The organism is uncultured Roseivirga sp. (assembly GCF_963973945.1).
GTDB lineage: Bacteria > Bacteroidota > Bacteroidia > Cytophagales > Cyclobacteriaceae > Roseivirga.
The window spans coordinates 24,392-42,011 of the sequence record NZ_CAXBBV010000008.1; the positions used below are offsets into that span (position 1 = coordinate 24,392).

Sequence of the window (17,620 nt, forward strand, 5' to 3'; positions counted from 1 at the left end):
TTTTTTGTTTTGAAGAGGGGTTATTTCATTAGCTCTTTAGCGCTTTCTAAAGAACTTTCAGAAAATTGCTTACCACCAATCATTTGTGCCAATTCAGTCAAGCGTTCGTCATGATTTAGCTTTCTAATGTTACTTGCTGTTACATCTTGTGCATTGTCTTTGTAAACATAGTAATGCGACTTTCCGCGAGCAGCAATTTGTGGCAAATGCGTAATGGTAATTACTTGATGGTTTTGGGCCATCTTATTCATCATTTCAGCCATTTGAATAGATATTTCACCTGAAATACCCGAGTCAATTTCATCAAATACAATTGTTGGTAGAGCAGTTTTATCTGCCAGAATGTACTTTACAGCAAACATTAACCTTGAAAATTCACCACCAGAAGCTACTTGCTTTAAAGGTTGTGGAGCAATTCCTTTATTAGCAGAAAACAATAAATTGATTTTATCTACTCCAGATTCAGAAGGCGACTGTTTCTCATGCTGAATAGCTAATTTAGCATGTGGCATTCCAAGGTCATCGAGCAACTCGCCAATTTGCTTTTCAAAGCTGGTAAATACTGTTGTTCTGGATTGACTTAAAGTATCTCCAGAAGACTTTACTAATTCAAAGGCTTGATTCGCTTCTTTTTCAGCAGCTTCAATCGCGTCATCTAGGTTTCCAACCCTAAGTACTTTATCTCCCAACTCTTCATAAATAGAAAGGAGGGAATCAATATCTGGCACTTGATGCTTTTGCTGTAGTTTATAAATCAGACTTAGTCTTTCTTGTACTTCTTCCGCTCTTCGAGGCTCGTATTCTACTTGCTCTTCTTCGCTTTCTAGTTCAGCAATAATATCTTTTAACTCAATCCAACTACTGTTTAGTCGCTCAAAAAGTGCGTCATACTCCTTTGAGAATTTGTTGATTTGTCCCAAAGCTGCTTTTGCTCCTTGTAGCATTTGGTTGGCATTAAACTCCGACTGGTCTAGAGCACTTAATGCTTCATTCAATTTAAGCTTAATTTCTTCAGCGTTTTCAAGCTTATTTAGTTCAGCTTCTAGCACTTCTTGCTCGTCTGCTTGCAGTTGAGCTTTATCTAATTCATCAAATAGAAATTGATGATAATCAGCTTCTTTTCTTAATTCTGCCGACTCTGTTCTAAGCTGCTCCAGTATTTCATGCTTTTCGCGATAGTCAGAAAAGGCTTCACTATACTTTTGTAACAAACTATTGTTTTGGGCGAAAGCATCTATTAGACCCAATTGATAGCTATTCGCGCTCAAAAGCAGGTTGTCATGCTGAGAATGGATGTCCATTAACTTTCTTCCCAATAACTTTAAAAAGTCAAGGTTGGTTAATCCATCGTTTACAAATGCTCTTGATTTACCACTGGTGCTAATTTCTCTCCTAATGACACATTCTGAATCGTAATCCATGTCATGTTCTTCAAAAAGTAATTTGAGCTGGTAGGCAGAGATATCAAAAGTGCCTTCAATTACGCACTTTTTATCTTGGTCCAATAACGATTTCGTATCTGCCCGATTACCTAGTAGCAAACCGAGCGCTCCTAAAATAATAGATTTTCCAGCGCCAGTTTCACCTGTGATAATATTCAGCTGGGCATCGGGGTTGATTTCCAGTTGTTGAATAAGGGCGTAATTTTCTATACTCAGGCGTTGAAGCATATCACAAATGTATCAATTACATGGTGTTGTGACAATACTAGTTTTGAACGATTTTCTGGTATTTACTTCTGCGTGTGGGATCAAGTTTTAGCAACTCATTATATACCTCTTTTCGGGTATTCATTAGACCTTCTGAAAAAATACTAGTGATCTCTTCGTTTTTAGTGTCTAAAAAGGCGGTAATCAATATTGCGTTGGGGAGTATCTCATTAACAGCTTGAATGTTCTTAATGACTTGTGTAATGGTTTCTCTGCAAGCTTTGGGATCGTCTTTGAACTTGTCTAAACCATTGATATGATAATCATAAAGGCCTTTTCTCACAGCTTCATACTGTGTATTAATGGCTAAATTTTCAACCAACCAATAGCGATTTCTTCGGCTCTGAAATTGCCCCCAACCAGCACCTCCGTTGTTTTGGGCATTATTCACTACGTTTAAAGCAGACCTAAAATATGGTGTTCCTCCTAAAGGACTAAAGGAATCGTAATCTAAACCAATTGCAATGTAAGCGTAGAAGCCTAAAAGTGAGGTGATATTATTAAGGTATCTGTTTTCACTAAAATCCATGTTTTGCCCTTGACTAAACTGAAACTCCCAATCGCGATCGGCAAAATTTAAAAGTAGCGTTTCATATGAAGCACCATAAACTGGTCTAATGATTTGAATTTGGGCATTGGCCTTGAATTGACCAATAGAGGGCTGATCTTGAATGTTGAGAATTAAATTGCCTTTTATTTTTTCGTTGGGCTGAAAGTTGTCACTTGTCCAAACGCGGTCGTTAAAAAAACGCTGCATAGCCGTTTCCATTTCTGAAAAAATTGCCCTTTCGGTGGTTTGTACATTCGAAGCGTTGACACTCACTGTAAAGTCTAGCTCTTGAGCGACCATTTGGAGTGGGAGCGTGGCCAAGAATAGGCCTAAGAAACTAAACTTCCAATTTTTGAACAATGGCATTGATGATGTCTTTGGCAACTTCTCTTTTTGACTTTAACTCAAAATGCTGAATATTATTTTGATTGTCAATGATCGTAATTTTATTCGTGTCGTGACCAAAACCTGCACCTTTATCGTTGAGGGAGTTAAGTACGATGAGGTCGAAATTCTTACTTTTTATTTTTTGCTGGGCATGTTCTAGTTCTGCTTCAGTTTCTAATGCAAAACCAACATTTAACTGGTTACTCTTTTTAATAGCACCAAGCGATTTGGCTATATCGGTGGTTTTTACCAATTCAATAGTCATTGCATCACCTTTCTTCTTTATTTTTTGATTGGCTACGGTTTTTGGGGTATAATCTGCCACTGCAGCCGCCATAATGTTGATGTCGGAGAATTGGTTTGCTTTAGAGCATGCTTCATACATTTCATTCCCCGATTTAACCCGAATAAGTTTAATGTTTGAGTGTTCAATGGAAAGATGTGTTGGCCCTGATATTAAAGTAACTTCTGCTCCTTGATTTGCTGCAGCTTCTGCAAGGGCGAAGCCCATTTTACCAGTAGAATGATTACCAATAAAGCGAACAGGATCAATAGCCTCGTAAGTTGGGCCTGCTGTAATCATTACTTTTTTACCCTTAAGGGCTGATTTGCTCGCAAAGAAGTCTGAAAGATAAGCCACGAGATTTTCCGTCTCGGCCATTCGCCCTTGACCAATAAGGCCGCTGGCTAACTCTCCGTGTTCAGCTTCAATTAAATGATTTCCAAAGCCAATAAGCTTTTGAATATTTGCTAAAACCGAAGGATGCTGATACATATCTAAGTCCATTGCTGGGGCAAAAAAGACTGGGCATCTAGCAGAAAGGTAAGTAGCTAAAAGCAGGTTGTCACAAAGTCCATTAGCCATTTTGCCAATAGTATTGGCACTGGCTGGAGCCATTATAATGGCATCTGCCCAAAGCCCTAAATCAACGTGATTGTTCCATTCACCTGTTTTGTCTTTTTTGAAATCAATTAAAACAGGGTTTTTTGAAAGGGTAGATAATGTTAGAGGTGTTATGAAATCACAAGCTGAATTGGTCATTATAACCTTTACTTCAGCTTCTTCTTTCACCAGTAACCTAACGAAAATAGCAGCCTTGTAAGCTGCTATACTTCCGGTTACTCCCAGAATAATTTTCTTACCCTTTAGTAACATAGGGGATTATTTTGCTTCGTTAGCTGCTTCAGCTTCTTTCATTCTCCAATAGATCTCTCCATTTGCGAATTCTTCCATAGCCATTGCTGTTGGCTTCGGCATTCTCTCGTAGAACTTAGAAATTTCGATTTGCTCTCTGTTTTCAAAAATCTCTTCAAGATTATCTACAGTAGAGGCAAATTCTGAAAGTTTTCCGTTTAGTTCTTCTTTCATATCACTCGCAATTTGCTTTGCTCTTTTAGAGATCACTGCGATTGATTCGTAAAGGTTACCAGTTGGCTCAGCGATTTTGTCTGTGTCTCTAGTAATGATTGATGGGCTAGCTGCCATAATTATTGCGTTTTATTAAGTTCTTTTAATTCTTTAATCGATCGGTCGTACCAATCTGTTACTTTGCTCATGTATTGGCTTTCAGGGTATCTCTCTGAAAACTCTTTATAGAAAGCTATAGTTTTGTTAAGCCTTTCTTTTTTCTTTGACTGAATACTATTATCGGCTAGTTTAAATTCTGTTTCAACAGCCAAGTAAAGTAGTTCTTCATTGTATTTTGAGTCGGGATAATCATGTTTAAATGCCTCGATTGTAACGATAGCGGCTTCTAAATAGTTTTTATATGATAATCCAGTAGTAAGCTTGTGGTAAAGCTTAGCTTTTAAATATGCTTTGGTTTCAAATCTTACTTGCAACTCATCAATAATCTTGTTGGCATCATCATAATACTTTGAAGCTGGCCATCTGTTAAGGAAAGTTTGCATAGCTACAACGGCCTCTTCAGAACTAGTTTGATCTAAGTTTGCATCTGGTGCATCCTTGTAGAGAGAATATGCCGCCATGTATTCCGATTCTTCAGCATATTGGCTTCTTCCGTAAGTTTGGTAGAAACTTTTGAATCGAAATGAAGCTAGTTGATAAAGTCTTTGGTAGTATAAGCTATAAGCCCAATAGAACTGAACTTTTTCTGCTTCAATATTTCCTCGGTAATAAGGAGATATCTTTTCAAAAAGTATTTGCGCCTTGCCATATTTACCTTGTTCGTAAAAAGCAATGGCCCCTTTGTATAGTTCTTCGTAGTCATCACTTTTTTCAAGCTTGGACAAACTGTTGGCGCAACTTGATAGTGAAATGATTACTGCGAAAAGGGTTAGAAATACCGTTTTTTTCATAAGCCTGCAAAGTTATTAGTTAAGTCCGATAATTCCAATCTTATTGAACTCTCTTACTGTAGCAAATAAAACGAGTTTTTTGGCTTGTATTAAGCGATTAACCTTTTTTAACGCTGCTTAATTTTCTCTATTTCCATCTGCTTCGGGTTTCCAGTGATGCCTTCTAGCGTGGGTTTTTGATCTAAGAGCCATTTAAATCCTTTGAGTCTCCGGTCGGGTTGAACGATTTGAGGGCCAGGAATTAGCCTTCCATCTACTTCACGATAGGTTCTTAACTCCGTTACAACGTTCTGTTCAAAGTAAAGCGCCATGTTGCTACAGCTTAATTTGTTCATGGTTACTGCTCCATTTTTATCAAAAGCAAAATAGATACTTTCTCCATTTCCAAATACATCAGTTTTACTAATTAAGCCTTCATCAAAGTCTACCACCATATTTCTACCCTTCACTTGATTAAAGTTTGCGGCAGAATCTTGTGAGATAACAAATGAGCTTTGGTTCAGAAACATTTTTGAGATTCGATTATTGGCCAACTGTATTTTGATGGAGTCGGCTGAAATTTGACTATCTGCATTCCAAATTAACGGAGACTGATACATGTAAATCGTGGAGTCCATCATATTATAGGAAAGCGAATCGGCTGCGCCCTGAAAATCCGATTTATACAACTGAACATTATGAAATGCGCTGAGATATTTCTTTCCAATTTCTTCGTTCTGAACCGATTTAAGCGTATCGCCTTTAATAAATAGGCTGTCGCCTTTCATGATTTTGCGTATATAAGCATTGTCATAGACGATTGCCGTATTTTCGATTTTATTGTACCGTACATGATCTCCAAAAGCGGTGAGAGAATCTGAGAACGACTCCATTTTTACGTTCATGTCGCCTTGGTAATATTTTATGCTGTCATCGGCAATGAGTTTGTCTCCGTAAATGCGATAATCCTCAGTTTTGATCCAACCAAAGTAAACTTCGCTATACTTTTCTTGAGATTTATAAAGAAAGCCAACATTGGTAGAAAGCGAATCTCCATCTACAGAAACTGCTAAAGTTCGTCCTTTGGTAATGGCTACTTTTTCTACGGTGGTATATTCTAGGGAATCTGTGTCTAGCACAAAATCTGGGTTGGTGAGGTTAACGGAATCTAGGAACAACGCTGATTTCGTTTTTGAGTAGTAATAACCACGCGCGCTTTTAAGCACATTGGTACTATCCACTAGCTTACCGCCATTGTAGTAATATCCTGTTTGTGTGTTTCGGTCGTAATCTAGAAAATCGGTATAAAGATTAGTACTGTCATCTTTCAAAACCACATTCTTCCGCATTTTGGCCATGCCATTACTTCCTGTGTATTCCATATAGTCGCCAGAAAGGTCTAGTGAATCAACAGTATCGATAATTCTTACATTGCCGTAAGCAATAGCTCTATTCGTTCTTGAGTATAAGTAGGCCGAATCGCAATAAATCACGGTACTGCCTTGCACCAATCTTACTGAGCTAATCAGCCTCTGAAGTGGCTCTCCGTTCTGGGTTCCATAATGTAGGTATACAGCAGTATCGACTCGCACCCTCTTTTGGGCTGAAACCCAAGTGGTAGTAATTAGAAATAAAAATAAAAATAAGGGTCTGACCATGTTTTCGAAAGTGCAAAATTATCGATTTATGCTAATTTTGATTCATGTTGAATAGGTTTTTGAGTTTTATCAAAAAACATGCCCTCAATTCGGAGGGAAATAAATGGCTGTTAGCGGTGAGTGGGGGCATGGATTCCATGGTGCTTTTGAACCTTTGTTATCAAGCAGGTTTTAATATTTCCGTAGCACATTGCAATTTTAACTTGAGGGGAGAAGAGTCTGATGCAGATGCTCAATTTGTGAAAGATACTTGTTACAAGCTCAAAATACCCTATTTCGAAAAACACTTCGCTACTAAAGAATATGCGTCAGAGCATGGGATTTCTACCCAAATGGCTGCACGTGATTTACGTTATGCTTGGTTCAACGAACTTTTAAGTGAACAAAATTTAGATCAATTGGCCGTGGCACATCACGCCCAAGATAATTTAGAAACCGTGTTACTTAATTTGGCTAGAGGAACATCAATTTCTGGTTTAAGAGGTATGTTGCCGAAATCTGGAAACATTGTTCGTCCACTTTTAAGTTTTGAAAGATCAGAAATCGAAAACTTCGCGAAGCAAGAGAATATTGAATGGAGAGAGGATAGCTCTAATGCTTCGGATGACTATAAGAGAAATTACTTAAGACATCAAGTTATCCCTGCTTTGACTGAATTGAATGCTGGGTTCTATTCAACCTTTCAAAATACTTTGGAAAAAAACTTAGAGGTTGAGCGGGTTTTTCAGGAAAAGGTAAATGCATTAAAGCCTTATATTGAGGAAGTTGAGAATGGCTACCGATTTTCTAAAGATCAAATCGTTCAAAGTGGCATAGGTGCTCTTCAGCTTTCTGAATTATTAAAGCCTTTTGGTTTGAACTATGAGCAAAGCAAGGAGCTTTTGGGCGCACTAGAAGGAATTTCCGGAAAAGTTTTCGCAAGTATTTCGCATCAGTTTCTGGTAGATCGTGAGTATGTTTTTATTTCTGAACATCAAACAAAAGAGTTTGATCCATTTCTAATTGAGGAAGAGCAGGAGCAATTCACACTTTCTGAACAAAACTATAGAATAGAACGGCTGAATAGCAATAGTGAGATTGATAGAAACTCTTCAAATGCTTTTTTAGACTTTGATAAGCTGACTTTCCCTTTAAGAATTAGAGCTTGGGAAGAAGGAGATTATTTTTTTCCATTGGGTATGAAGGGTAAAAAAAAGTTGAGCGACTTTATGATTGACCAGAAAATTCCTCTAAACTTAAAAGACCAGATAAGAGTATTAACTTCTGATGAAAATATTGTTTGGGTGATTGGTTATAGAATTGATGATCGATATAAGACCAACGATTTAACTAAAGAAATTTTACGCATTAGCCGAAATTAGATAATGTATAACCCATTTAAGAAAACCTACAGTCAGTCCGAAAAGGAACAAATTAACTTCTTGAAGGGGGTTGGCCCCTTTAGAAAACTGACGGATGATCAGCTTTTTGCTTTTGTACCTTATTTGTATATCAGAAAATACAGGAAGGACGAGGCGGTTTTCTTTGCTAAAGACCCTAGCCAAGCAGTATATATTGTTAACCATGGATTGGTTTCTCTTAGCCTAGAACGAAATGGTTCTTTTGAAGAGTTAGACCAAGCTGGAAAAAAAGAGTGTTTTGGCGATAATGCCTTTGTTTTAGATAACCATCGGTTATATAGCGCCATTGTAATAAGTGAGGATGCTGAACTCTTTGTGTTACCACAGGGTAATATCATGGATATTTTTGAGTCCTATCCTGAAATTAAAGCCTCAGTTTTGGAATGCTTAATGGAACGCTATAACCATTATACTGAAAGCTTGTTTAAGGCTTATAAAGAGTCCTTCGGATTTTTCGAACTAAAACAAGCCTATTCCGATCATCACAATTCGGAAAGAAACCGTAGCCTCTAAGTTTCATTTAGCCGTTTCGCTTGTTATCTTTGTTCATCGAAATTATTTAAATCAAATCCAGTATACCCTATGAAAGTTACAGTAGTCGGTGCCGGAAATGTAGGCGCAACCTGCGCAGACGTTTTGGCCTACAGAGAAATTGCAAACGAAGTGGTGCTTTTGGACATTAAAGAAGGTGTTGCAGAAGGAAAAGCATTAGATATTTGGCAAAAAGCTCCTATCAATCTTTATGACACAAGAACAGTTGGTTCTACCAACGATTATGCTAAAACAGCAGATTCTGATGTTGTAGTTATTACTTCGGGTTTACCAAGAAAACCGGGTATGACTAGGGATGATTTAATTCAAACCAACGCTGGTATTGTAAAAAGCGTAACTGAAAATGTAGTAAAACATTCTCCTAACGCAATTATCATTATCGTTTCAAATCCTTTGGACGTAATGACTTACCAAGCGCACATTACTTCTAAATTTCCAAGAACTAGAGTAATGGGTATGGCTGGTATTTTAGATACCGCAAGATATAGAGCGTTTTTAGCTGAGGCTTTAAATGTTTCTCCAAAAGACATCCAGGCAGTATTGATGGGTGGTCATGGTGACACTATGGTGCCACTTCCGCGCTACACTACTGTTGGTGGTATTCCTGTAACTGAGTTGATCGGTAAGGAAGAGCTAGACGCAATCATCGAAAGAACTAAAACTGGTGGTGGCGAATTGGTAAAACTAATGGGTACTTCAGCTTGGTATGCGCCAGGTTCGGCAGCTGCTCAAATGGTTGAGGCTATTGCAAGAGATCAAAGAAGAGTATTCCCCGTTTGCGTTAAGCTAGAAGGTGAGTACGGAATCAAAGATTGCTATTTAGGTGTGCCTGTAATTTTGGGTAAAAATGGTATCGAAAAAGTAATTGAACTTGATTTGAACGCTGAAGAGATGGAGCTATTGAAAGTTTCAGAAGGCCACGTAAAAGAAGTAATGAACGTATTGGATAACCTAGCGTAACCAATACCGATTTCAAATAAAACAAAAATCCCGATTCGTAAGAGTCGGGATTTTTTTGTTGGCAACGCAGCCGTTCTTGTATTACTACTTAGAATCTAAATGCTATAGAAAGCAAAGCTGATCCATTTGATAAACCGTAACTATACCCTGAAGTATCTGCCTTCATTTCAATTCCGTTGTTGGTATTAGAGTCTTTTTCAGTTAATGTTCCAGAGAAATAATTAAAGCTAGGTAAGATTTCAGCACCAAGGATAAGATTTTCATTCAGCATATAATTAAAACCAATAATCACATTAATCCCAGGTTCATAAGTTGTTCTGTTACTTGACCTAAAGTCATTTGGAACTGATTTATTTTCAAATTCACTTTTTACCTGTCTATAGTTGAAAGAAATATCTCCACCATATCGAAGCTCTAATTTATCAGCCAATTCCTTTCTGAATTCTTTTCCAACTCTAAAATTAAAGCCTGAGTTTATGTGTTTATTTACGGTAGTGCTAGTGCTATTGTCAGTGTTGTTTCCAGATATGATTAATGTGTTAAATCTCCAAAGTGATTGCTCTGTTCCGGTTCTGTAGGTTAAGCCGAAACTATCGATGTTATAGAATGTCAGTCCTGCTTCTTGTTGTTTAGCAGGCTTTTGTGCCATTAAACAATAGGACATAGAAAGCGATAAAAGTACAAGTAATGATTTCCTTATTTTAATTAATTTTAGATGAATAAATAGGATATTTTAAAAATGATTGTTTACTGAGATAAACAATCTTCACACCATAAATCTCTTAATTAAGAGAGTGAAGTGATTTTTTGTAAAAAAGTTATTCGCTTAAGGTGTAAATCACTGAGAGATAATTGATTGGTGCAATGAGTTTGATTCAATTTTTCCCAGTACTAGAAAAAGGGTTAGTAAGTTATAACGTAGTTATTATATGAAGGGGGGCTTAGGTGTCTCCATTTTTCTTGGCAGCCAATCGCATTTCATCGCTATTCCATTGGGTGCTATCGTCTATAATTCCTCGCTTTAAGTCTTCTTCTAATTGCTCTTCTTGTTTTTTTATTTCTTCCCTTACTTTAAAAATATACTCTTTCGTGTCTTTCGGTCTTTCAGTTAGTTTTCGGAGCATTTCTTCATCATACTGAATAAATTTTTGCGATTGACGATGTACTGTATATTTTCTGTGTCCCATATTTGTTAATACATCTGCAGCCATTTTCACAGAAGTATCGAGAGATTCTCGGTATACATCATGAATACCGAGGTCTAGAAGTTCATAGGCATCGTTACGATTCTTAGCCCTAAACATTAGCTTTAAATGAGGGTATTTTTTAATCAACACTTTGGCAAAGGGAACAGCGATGTCGGGATTGTCAATAGAGCAAACTAGTATTTTGGCCTCTTCAATGCCTGCTGATTCCAAAATGTCCAATCTTGTAGCATCACCATAATAAACTTCAAAACCCATCTTTCTCAGTAAATCAACCCGATTAGAGTCTTGATCTAGAATTGTAGCTTCAACACCAGAAGCCCTAAGAAAGCGCCCAATGGTGCTGCCGAAATGGCCAAAACCTACAAGGATAACTTTGTGTGTTTTAGCAATGTGATCGACTGGTCGTTTTTCAGCCTGCTTGGTACCTACATTGGGTAGAACAAGGCGCTCGTTTATAATACCTAAAATAGGAGCTAAGGTCATACTTAAAGCAGTTACTACCAACATCATGTCCAATTGCTCTGCGTTCAGAATCTTTAGATCAAAAGCAAAAGAGAGTAACACAAAGGCAAATTCTCCCACTTGTGCCAAACCAACAGTAAGTAATAATTTTTGGTCAAGCTTAATTTTAAAAATGGAAGCTACTATAAAGAGAACAATACCTTTGAGCAGAATTGTACCTAGAAGAAGCCCCGTAATTGTTAATGGATAAGTACTTAAGACAATAAAATTAATAGATGCTCCAACGGCCATAAAGAACAGCCCCAGCAATAGGCCTTTGAAAGGATCTAATGTGCTTTCTAATTCGTGTTTAAACTCACTTGTGGCCAAAACCACTCCTGCTAAAAAGGCACCTAAAGCAGGGCTAAGCCCAACCAATTCCATTAAAAAGGAAATGGTTACAACAATTAACAGAGAGGAAGCTGTTAACAACTCTCTTACCCTAGTTTTAGCTACCCATCTTAGCATGGGCACAATAACATACCGACCTAAGATTACGACTAATACCACAGAAGCAATAACAGCGAGAGCTTGTAATCCAATAGGCAGACTATCTAGGAATGAGCTATGATCTTCACTTACAACTTGTTGGGTTGTAGGAGTTTCATCGGCTTTTGCTAGCAATGGAATTACTGCTAACATAACAATGACTATGATGTCTTGAAAAAGTAAGATGGAAAAAGAAGAAGCACCATAAGTAGTGTTCATTAGTCCTTTTTCTTTTAAGGTTTGAAGTGTTATGGCGGTAGATGACAAAGCTATGGCCATGGAAATAGTAAGGGATACTTGCCATTCTAACCCAAGAAGAGTTAAGATAAAGTAGGATAGAAGCATGGTGAGTATTACCTGAGCGCCTCCCATTCCTAGGATGGTTTTACGCATCTCCCAGAAGTTTTTGGGCTCTATTTCTAGGCCAATCAAAAAGAGCATCATCACCACACCAAACTCAGCAAAGTGCATAATATCCTCGCCTTCTTGCCCAATAAAACCTAAAACGTATGGGCCAACAATTATACCTGCGAGTAAATAACCAAGCACAGAACTCAGTCCTAATTTTTTGGCAATGGGCACGCAGATTACAGCACCAGCCAAAAGAACAATTGCGTTAAAAAGGATGCTGCCACTCATTTTTTTGGAGTTTGATTGATGAGTTGGGTGTCATTCAAGAATTCGCAATGCTTGGTAATATCAAACGTTTTTCCCTGTTGTAAAGCATCAATAAGTCGTTCATATTGGTGTGTGTGAAGCTCTAAATCCTCAGTTGTTATTTTATGTGTTCCCATCACAGCAAAAGGGGGTAAATACTCCATGCCACACAATCGGGCTGTTTGCTCAAAAGGTCTTAAAAATTCATTTACCGAATAGTGGTTGTTTCCACTCGTACAATATACTTCTCTGGCACCTCCAGTAGTAATCACATTTAGACATTTCTTGTTCTCTAATGCATTTCCTTGAGGGCCATAAGCCCAGTTAAACTCTAAAACTACATCTATCCACTGTTTCATAAGCGGGGGACAGTTGTACCAATAAAAGGGGTGATGCCAAATAATTACATCATGCTTTGTAAGTAGCTCTTTTTCTCGCTGTAGATCAATATTGAAATCAGGGTATAGCTCATAGAGGTCATGAAAAGTAACACCTTCGCGGTTCTGTATTTTACTCACAAGTGCCTTATTGGTCTTTGAGTGTTCGAATTTTGGGTGTGCGAAAAGGACTAAAATACTTTGCATGCTTATAATTTAGATAAGAAAGAACTGGATCGGGGCGATAGTTCCCACCACTTCAAATTTCTGTTTAATTATATCGCTTATCATATTCAAAATAGAAGTGTTGCACTGTGCTGTCTTAATCTTCTATTGCCTCATAAATTAGCTTATACATGTTGTTCCAAAAAGCATTGTCATTGAAAGGCACAATCTGCGTCATACCCACGAACACCATTTCTTCTTTAGGGTCAATAAAGAATTTGGTATTGAAGTATCCGCTCCATTCGTAAGTGCCTGCTGATTTTGGACTTCTCTTGTTTTCGCTATCCAAATACACCGTAAAGCCCAAACCAAAGGATTGGCCAGCATTATTGTCTTTGTAATCAGTAATCACATTGGGCATTTGATCACTCGACATTTCTTTCAGGGCTTCTGCCCCTAAAATATCACCACCGCCTATGGCAAGTGTATTGATGAACTTGGCGTAATCCATTGCGGTAGATGTAAGGCCTCCGCCTCCTGCAAAAATATTTCTAGGCCCTTCCATTGGATAACTGGCTTGAGTAGCCATTCCCATTTCATCTAAAGTGATCAGTTGCCCTTGCGCTTTGGTATATACAGGTACCAAACGATCGAACTTTTCTTTGGGTAAGTAGAAATAGGTGTCTGTCATTCCAGCCTTGTCGAAAATGTGTTGCTTGAAATATTCGTCCAAAGGCTGACCTGAAACCACTTCAATCACCCTACCTAAAACATCCATGCTGAGGCCGTAAGAAAACTTTGCTCCAGGTTGATGTGCTAAAGGTACTTTGGCCAGTTTGTCAATCCACTCTTCGGTGGACCAAGTAGGGTGCGAGAAACCTACGTTCATATTGTATTTTTCGTAAACTGCCATCAGTTTTCCAGGGTTAAAGCTTCCGTAAACAATACCCGAAGTGTGGGTTAGGAGGTTGCGGATGGTCACGGGTTTTTCTACAGGTACTGTTGTAAAACTTGAGTCGGAAGGCTCGAACGTATCAAGTACTACTTGATCTTTAAATGAAGGGATGTATTGATGCACAGGGTCATCCAAACCTATTTTTCCTTGCTCGTAAAGCTGCATAATACTTACTGAGGTAATGGCCTTGGTCATTGAAGCAATTCTGTAAATATCATCGTTTTGGTAAGCTTTTTCTTTTTTAGAAGTTCTGTAGCCAAAGCTTTTGTTATACACCACTTGGCCATTTTTGGCGAGTAAAAATGTTCCCCCAGGAAGCTTTTTATCATTAATGGCTTTCAGAATGAGTTGATCAATTTCTGCCAGTTTTTCTGATGAAACACCTACACTTTCAGTCTCGAAGCTTCCAGGAGAGTGGACTTTTAGCTCAGTGCTTTTGGTACAGGAATAGATTGAAATACAAAGGAGGAGAAGTAAGGCTAGTTTTTTCATTGGTCGAATTTGAGGAGAAGATAAGGACAATGGTTGAAAAGAGTTCTACCTCTTGCCAATTTCCTAAAAAGGAGATAGCTGTTAAGTTGTGATAGAGGCTGTGAAGTAAGGTGTATTAGTCTCCAAAGGAAATCCCAATTCCTTTGGCTGCATGTACCAAATAGGAGAGTGGGTCTACATTATTGTAGGCTTCGGTGGCTGCTTCCAATGACACCGAACTGATCTCATTGTTTTTGAAGGTCACCATTTTACCGAATTCTCCTGCCAAAGCCATTTCCATGGCCTTAACACCATATTGAGTAGCCAAAACTCTGTCGAAGGCATTTGGACTACCGCCTCTTTGTAAGTGGCCGAGCACCATTTCACGGATATCGGCTTTGCAGCCTACCTCTTTCAATTGTTGGGTAAGTTGGAAAGCTACACCTCCAAGACGCAAGTTTTGGTAGCCTGCCTCATCACTTTTTCTGGCTGTAATGGTTCCGTCTTTAGGTTTAGCGCCTTCTGCAATAACGATGTTCACAAATCCTCTACCGTCTTTGTACCGAGATTCGATTCTTTCTTTGACGGCTTCAATATCATAAGGTATTTCTGGAATAAGGCAGATTTCAGCTCCGCCAGCAATGGCAGAGTGTAAAGCTATCCAGCCTGCACTTCGACCCATAACTTCCAAAATAATCACCCTGTGGTGGCTTTCTGCAGTAGAAACCAATTTGTCTACCGCATCTGTAGCTTCTTGCACTGCGGTTTGAAAGCCGAAGGTGTAATCGGTAGCGGAGAGATCATTGTCAATGGTTTTAGGAACGCCCACTACAGGCATGCCTTTATCGAATAAGGCTTTACTGATGCGTTGAGAGCCATCGCCTCCTATGCTAATCACACAGTCGAAGCCCATGTTTTTGATCATTTGCACCATTTCATCTGAACGGTCAATGGTTTCTATCTTACCATTTTCTTTTGTAATAGTGTAATGGAAAGGATCGGATTTGGTGGTCGTACCTATAATGGTACCGCCTTTTACGTGAATACCGGCCACTGTTTTGTTAGTGAGTCTGATAATTTCTTGTGGAGAGCGAAGTACGCCATTGTAGGCCTCTATGCTACCGTATACTTCTACATCGCCTTCATGGTCGGCTCTTTTTACGATCGCTCGGATGACGGCATTTAAGCCAGGACAATCGCCACCTCCAGTAAGTACAAGTATCTTCTTCATGCTACCTTTCTTAATTACCAATTTCAGGATAAACGAACCCTCCAAAAGTTGCTGTTTAAGCTTTAAGTGAAACCATCTAGGTTTGAATGTTCGTTTGAATTTAACTTTTGGAGGGTTTCTCTAAATCCAGCTCAATGTTAAAGCTAATAAACAAAAAAACTCCTGAAATTGATTTCAGGAGTTTTGAATTTTGGAGGTTGAAAAGGAATTAATCCTTTTTCGCCATTCTTAAACGAGTGCTCTCGTCTAACCATATTTTTCTCATTCTTATCGACTTAGGAGTTATTTCTAAGTATTCATCTTTTTGGATGTACTCCATAGACTCTTCCAAAGAGAACCTACGAGGAGGAACGATTTTAGAGTTGTCATCTGAACCTGACGCACGCATGTTCGTCAGTTTTTTTCCTTTTTGGATGTTTACTACGATGTCGTTTTCACGGCTATGTTCTCCGATTACCTGACCTGTGTAAAGCTCTTCGCCCGGAGCAACAAAGAATACGCCTCTGTCTTGAAGTTTATCAATTGAATAGGCAGTTCCAGGGCCAGTTTCCATAGAGATCAATGATCCTACTGAACGTCCTTTGATCTCACCTTTCAATGGTTGGTATTCTTTGAAACGGTGGTTCATAACGGCCTCACCAGCAGTTGCGGTAAGCACGTTGTTTCTTAAACCGATCAAACCTCTTGAAGGAATTTCGAACTCTAAATGTTGTTGGTCGCCTTTTGGCTCCATAATCTTAAGCTCACCTTTTCTTTGGGTGGCCAATTCAATTACTTTACCAGCAACGTGATCAGGTACATCTACTACCAATGTTTCGATTGGTTCGCATTTCTTACCATCAATTTCCTTATAAATAACCTGTGGCTGACCTACCATAAGCTCGTAACCTTCTCTACGCATCGTTTCGATCAATACAGAAAGGTGGAGAATACCACGGCCAAACACCAAGAACTTATCTTCAGAATCAGTCTCCTGAATCTTAAGTGCTAGGTTCTTTTCAATTTCTTTGTAAAGTCTTTCTCTCAAGTGTCTTGAAGTCACGAATTTACCTTCGGTACCAAAGCCAGGAGAGTTATTGATGGTGAACAACATGTTCATTGTTGGCTCATCAATTTTAAGTCTTTTTAGTGGTTGTGGGTTGTCGAAGTCAGTAAGTGTATCACCAATCTCAAAACCTTCAAGTCCTACAATAGCACAAAGATCACCTGCTTTAACTTCGGTAACTTTTACTCTACCCAAGCCTTCAAAAACTTGTAGTTCTTTAATTCTAACTCTTTTTACAGTGCCATCAGCTTTGGTTAAGCCCATTGCTTTTCCTTCTTCAATCTTACCTTGGTATACTCTACCAATGGCAATCCTTCCTACGAAAGAAGAGTAGTCAAGTGAAGTTACTTGGAACTGTGGAATACCTTCTGGAGAAGGTGCTTCTGGAATTACTTCCAATATTTTATCTAAAAGCGCAAAGATGTTGTCAGTTGGTTGCTTCCAATCAGTACTCATCCAGCCATGCTTAGAAGAACCATAAATGGTATGGAAACCTAGTTGCTCTTCTGTAGCGTCAAGGTTGAACATTAGGTCGAAGACCTGCTCATGAACCTCATCAGGTCTACAGTTTTCTTTGTCTACTTTGTTGACTACTACAATAGGAGTTAATCCAAGTGCTAATGCTTTACCTAATACGAATCGAGTTTGAGGCATTGCACCTTCAAAAGCATCAACAAGCAAAAGAACACCATCGGCCATTCTTAGAACACGCTCTACTTCACCGCCAAAATCTGCGTGACCAGGAGTGTCAATAATGTTGATCTTAACACCATGGTAAACGACAGAAACGTTTTTAGAAAGAATGGTAATTCCTCTTTCACGTTCTAAGTCGTTGTTATCCAGTATTAAGTCACCAGTTTCTTGATTCTCTCTGAAAATCTGAGAAGCGTGGATAATTTTATCTACCAAGGTTGTCTTACCGTGGTCAACGTGTGCGATAATCGCGATGTTTCTAATGCTTTGCATGACAGCTTAAAATTGAAGCCGCAAAGGTAGGGATTCCGATT

15 protein-coding genes are annotated in these 17,620 nt (G+C 38.6%); 3 read left to right on the forward strand and 12 right to left on the reverse strand.

The genetic code is table 11. The annotated features are described in order from the left end of the window. Positions 1-20: 20 nt before the first annotated feature. The 6 genes from recN to AAC026_RS13530 form a co-directional block, all read right to left on the reverse strand. A complete protein-coding gene (gene recN, locus AAC026_RS13505) occupies positions 21-1,670 on the reverse strand; it encodes a DNA repair protein RecN (protein ID WP_339698955.1) in 1,650 nt (549 codons plus the stop codon). Between the two features lie 37 nt (positions 1,671-1,707). Next, positions 1,708-2,625, reverse strand: a complete 918-nt coding sequence (locus tag AAC026_RS13510) for a DUF4835 family protein (protein WP_339607153.1) — start codon at positions 2,623-2,625, stop codon at positions 1,708-1,710. After that, on the reverse strand, positions 2,597-3,802 hold the full coding sequence (gene coaBC, locus AAC026_RS13515) for a bifunctional phosphopantothenoylcysteine decarboxylase/phosphopantothenate--cysteine ligase CoaBC (RefSeq protein WP_339698958.1): 1,206 nt from the start codon (positions 3,800-3,802) through the stop codon (positions 2,597-2,599). The genes AAC026_RS13510 and coaBC overlap by 29 nt, the downstream gene beginning before the upstream one ends. Positions 3,803-3,808: 6 nt before the next feature. Further along, complete coding sequence (locus tag AAC026_RS13520; protein WP_339607151.1) at positions 3,809-4,132, reverse strand: DNA-directed RNA polymerase subunit omega; 324 nt, start codon at positions 4,130-4,132, stop codon at positions 3,809-3,811. Positions 4,133-4,134: 2 nt separating this feature from the next. Then, positions 4,135-4,965, reverse strand: a complete 831-nt coding sequence (gene bamD, locus AAC026_RS13525; RefSeq protein WP_339607150.1) for an outer membrane protein assembly factor BamD — start codon at positions 4,963-4,965, stop codon at positions 4,135-4,137. Between the two features lie 107 nt (positions 4,966-5,072). Further along, positions 5,073-6,602: an OstA-like protein gene (locus tag AAC026_RS13530; protein ID WP_339698961.1), complete on the reverse strand. Its 1,530-nt coding sequence runs from the start codon at positions 6,600-6,602 to the stop codon at positions 5,073-5,075. Between the two features lie 44 nt (positions 6,603-6,646). Here AAC026_RS13530 and tilS point away from each other — a divergent pair, with 44 nt between their 5' ends. From tilS to mdh, 3 genes are all read left to right on the forward strand, one after another. Beyond that, positions 6,647-7,963 carry a tRNA lysidine(34) synthetase TilS gene (gene tilS, locus AAC026_RS13535; RefSeq protein ID WP_339698963.1) on the forward strand — a complete coding sequence of 439 codons (1,317 nt, stop codon included), beginning with the start codon at positions 6,647-6,649 and terminating at the stop codon, positions 7,961-7,963. A gap of 3 nt (positions 7,964-7,966) precedes the next feature. Beyond that, the gene (locus AAC026_RS13540; protein WP_339698965.1) at positions 7,967-8,515 is read left to right on the forward strand and encodes a cyclic nucleotide-binding domain-containing protein; all 549 of its coding nucleotides are present in this window, start codon (positions 7,967-7,969) and stop codon (positions 8,513-8,515) included. A 69-nt stretch (positions 8,516-8,584) separates the two neighbouring features. Then, on the forward strand, positions 8,585-9,514 hold the full coding sequence (gene mdh / locus AAC026_RS13545) for a malate dehydrogenase (RefSeq protein WP_053222033.1): 930 nt from the start codon (positions 8,585-8,587) through the stop codon (positions 9,512-9,514). Between the two features lie 88 nt (positions 9,515-9,602). Here the strand turns inward: mdh and AAC026_RS13550 are convergent, their stop codons facing one another. From AAC026_RS13550 to typA, 6 genes are all read right to left on the reverse strand, one after another. Beyond that, positions 9,603-10,163 (reverse strand): hypothetical protein, encoded by a 561-nt coding sequence (locus AAC026_RS13550; RefSeq protein WP_339698967.1) that lies wholly within the window; start codon positions 10,161-10,163, stop codon positions 9,603-9,605. 292 nt (positions 10,164-10,455) lie between these two features. Then, entirely contained in the window at positions 10,456-12,351 is a 1,896-nt protein-coding gene (locus AAC026_RS13555; RefSeq protein ID WP_339698970.1) for a monovalent cation:proton antiporter-2 (CPA2) family protein, read from the reverse strand. Continuing rightward, on the reverse strand, positions 12,348-12,953 hold the full coding sequence (locus AAC026_RS13560; protein ID WP_339698973.1) for an NAD(P)H-dependent oxidoreductase: 606 nt from the start codon (positions 12,951-12,953) through the stop codon (positions 12,348-12,350). The genes AAC026_RS13555 and AAC026_RS13560 overlap by 4 nt, the downstream gene beginning before the upstream one ends. 115 nt (positions 12,954-13,068) lie before the next feature. Then, a complete protein-coding gene (locus AAC026_RS13565; protein ID WP_339698976.1) occupies positions 13,069-14,358 on the reverse strand; it encodes a serine hydrolase domain-containing protein in 1,290 nt (429 codons plus the stop codon). 115 nt (positions 14,359-14,473) lie between these two features. Next, positions 14,474-15,568: an ATP-dependent 6-phosphofructokinase gene (locus AAC026_RS13570; protein WP_339698979.1), complete on the reverse strand. Its 1,095-nt coding sequence runs from the start codon at positions 15,566-15,568 to the stop codon at positions 14,474-14,476. A 208-nt stretch (positions 15,569-15,776) separates the two neighbouring features. Then, entirely contained in the window at positions 15,777-17,579 is a 1,803-nt protein-coding gene (typA, locus tag AAC026_RS13575) for a translational GTPase TypA (protein ID WP_339698982.1), read from the reverse strand. Between the last annotated feature and the right edge of the window lie 41 nt (positions 17,580-17,620).

Coding starts and splice junctions, on each gene's coding strand:
- AAC026_RS13565 (WP_339698976.1), bottom strand. CDS start 14,358: ATGAAAAAACTAGCCTTACTTCTCCTCCTTTGTATTTCAATCTATTCC.
- AAC026_RS13540 (WP_339698965.1), top strand. CDS start 7,967: ATGTATAACCCATTTAAGAAAACCTACAGTCAGTCCGAAAAGGAACAA.
- mdh (WP_053222033.1), top strand. CDS start 8,585: ATGAAAGTTACAGTAGTCGGTGCCGGAAATGTAGGCGCAACCTGCGCA.
- tilS (WP_339698963.1), top strand. CDS start 6,647: ATGTTGAATAGGTTTTTGAGTTTTATCAAAAAACATGCCCTCAATTCG.
- AAC026_RS13510 (WP_339607153.1), bottom strand. CDS start 2,625: ATGCCATTGTTCAAAAATTGGAAGTTTAGTTTCTTAGGCCTATTCTTG.
- recN (WP_339698955.1), bottom strand. CDS start 1,670: ATGCTTCAACGCCTGAGTATAGAAAATTACGCCCTTATTCAACAACTG.
- coaBC (WP_339698958.1), bottom strand. CDS start 3,802: ATGTTACTAAAGGGTAAGAAAATTATTCTGGGAGTAACCGGAAGTATA.
- AAC026_RS13550 (WP_339698967.1), bottom strand. CDS start 10,163: ATGGCACAAAAGCCTGCTAAACAACAAGAAGCAGGACTGACATTCTAT.
- AAC026_RS13570 (WP_339698979.1), bottom strand. CDS start 15,568: ATGAAGAAGATACTTGTACTTACTGGAGGTGGCGATTGTCCTGGCTTA.
- AAC026_RS13520 (WP_339607151.1), bottom strand. CDS start 4,132: ATGGCAGCTAGCCCATCAATCATTACTAGAGACACAGACAAAATCGCT.
- typA (WP_339698982.1), bottom strand. CDS start 17,579: ATGCAAAGCATTAGAAACATCGCGATTATCGCACACGTTGACCACGGT.
- bamD (WP_339607150.1), bottom strand. CDS start 4,965: ATGAAAAAAACGGTATTTCTAACCCTTTTCGCAGTAATCATTTCACTA.
- AAC026_RS13530 (WP_339698961.1), bottom strand. CDS start 6,602: ATGGTCAGACCCTTATTTTTATTTTTATTTCTAATTACTACCACTTGG.
- AAC026_RS13555 (WP_339698970.1), bottom strand. CDS start 12,351: ATGAGTGGCAGCATCCTTTTTAACGCAATTGTTCTTTTGGCTGGTGCT.
- AAC026_RS13560 (WP_339698973.1), bottom strand. CDS start 12,953: ATGCAAAGTATTTTAGTCCTTTTCGCACACCCAAAATTCGAACACTCA.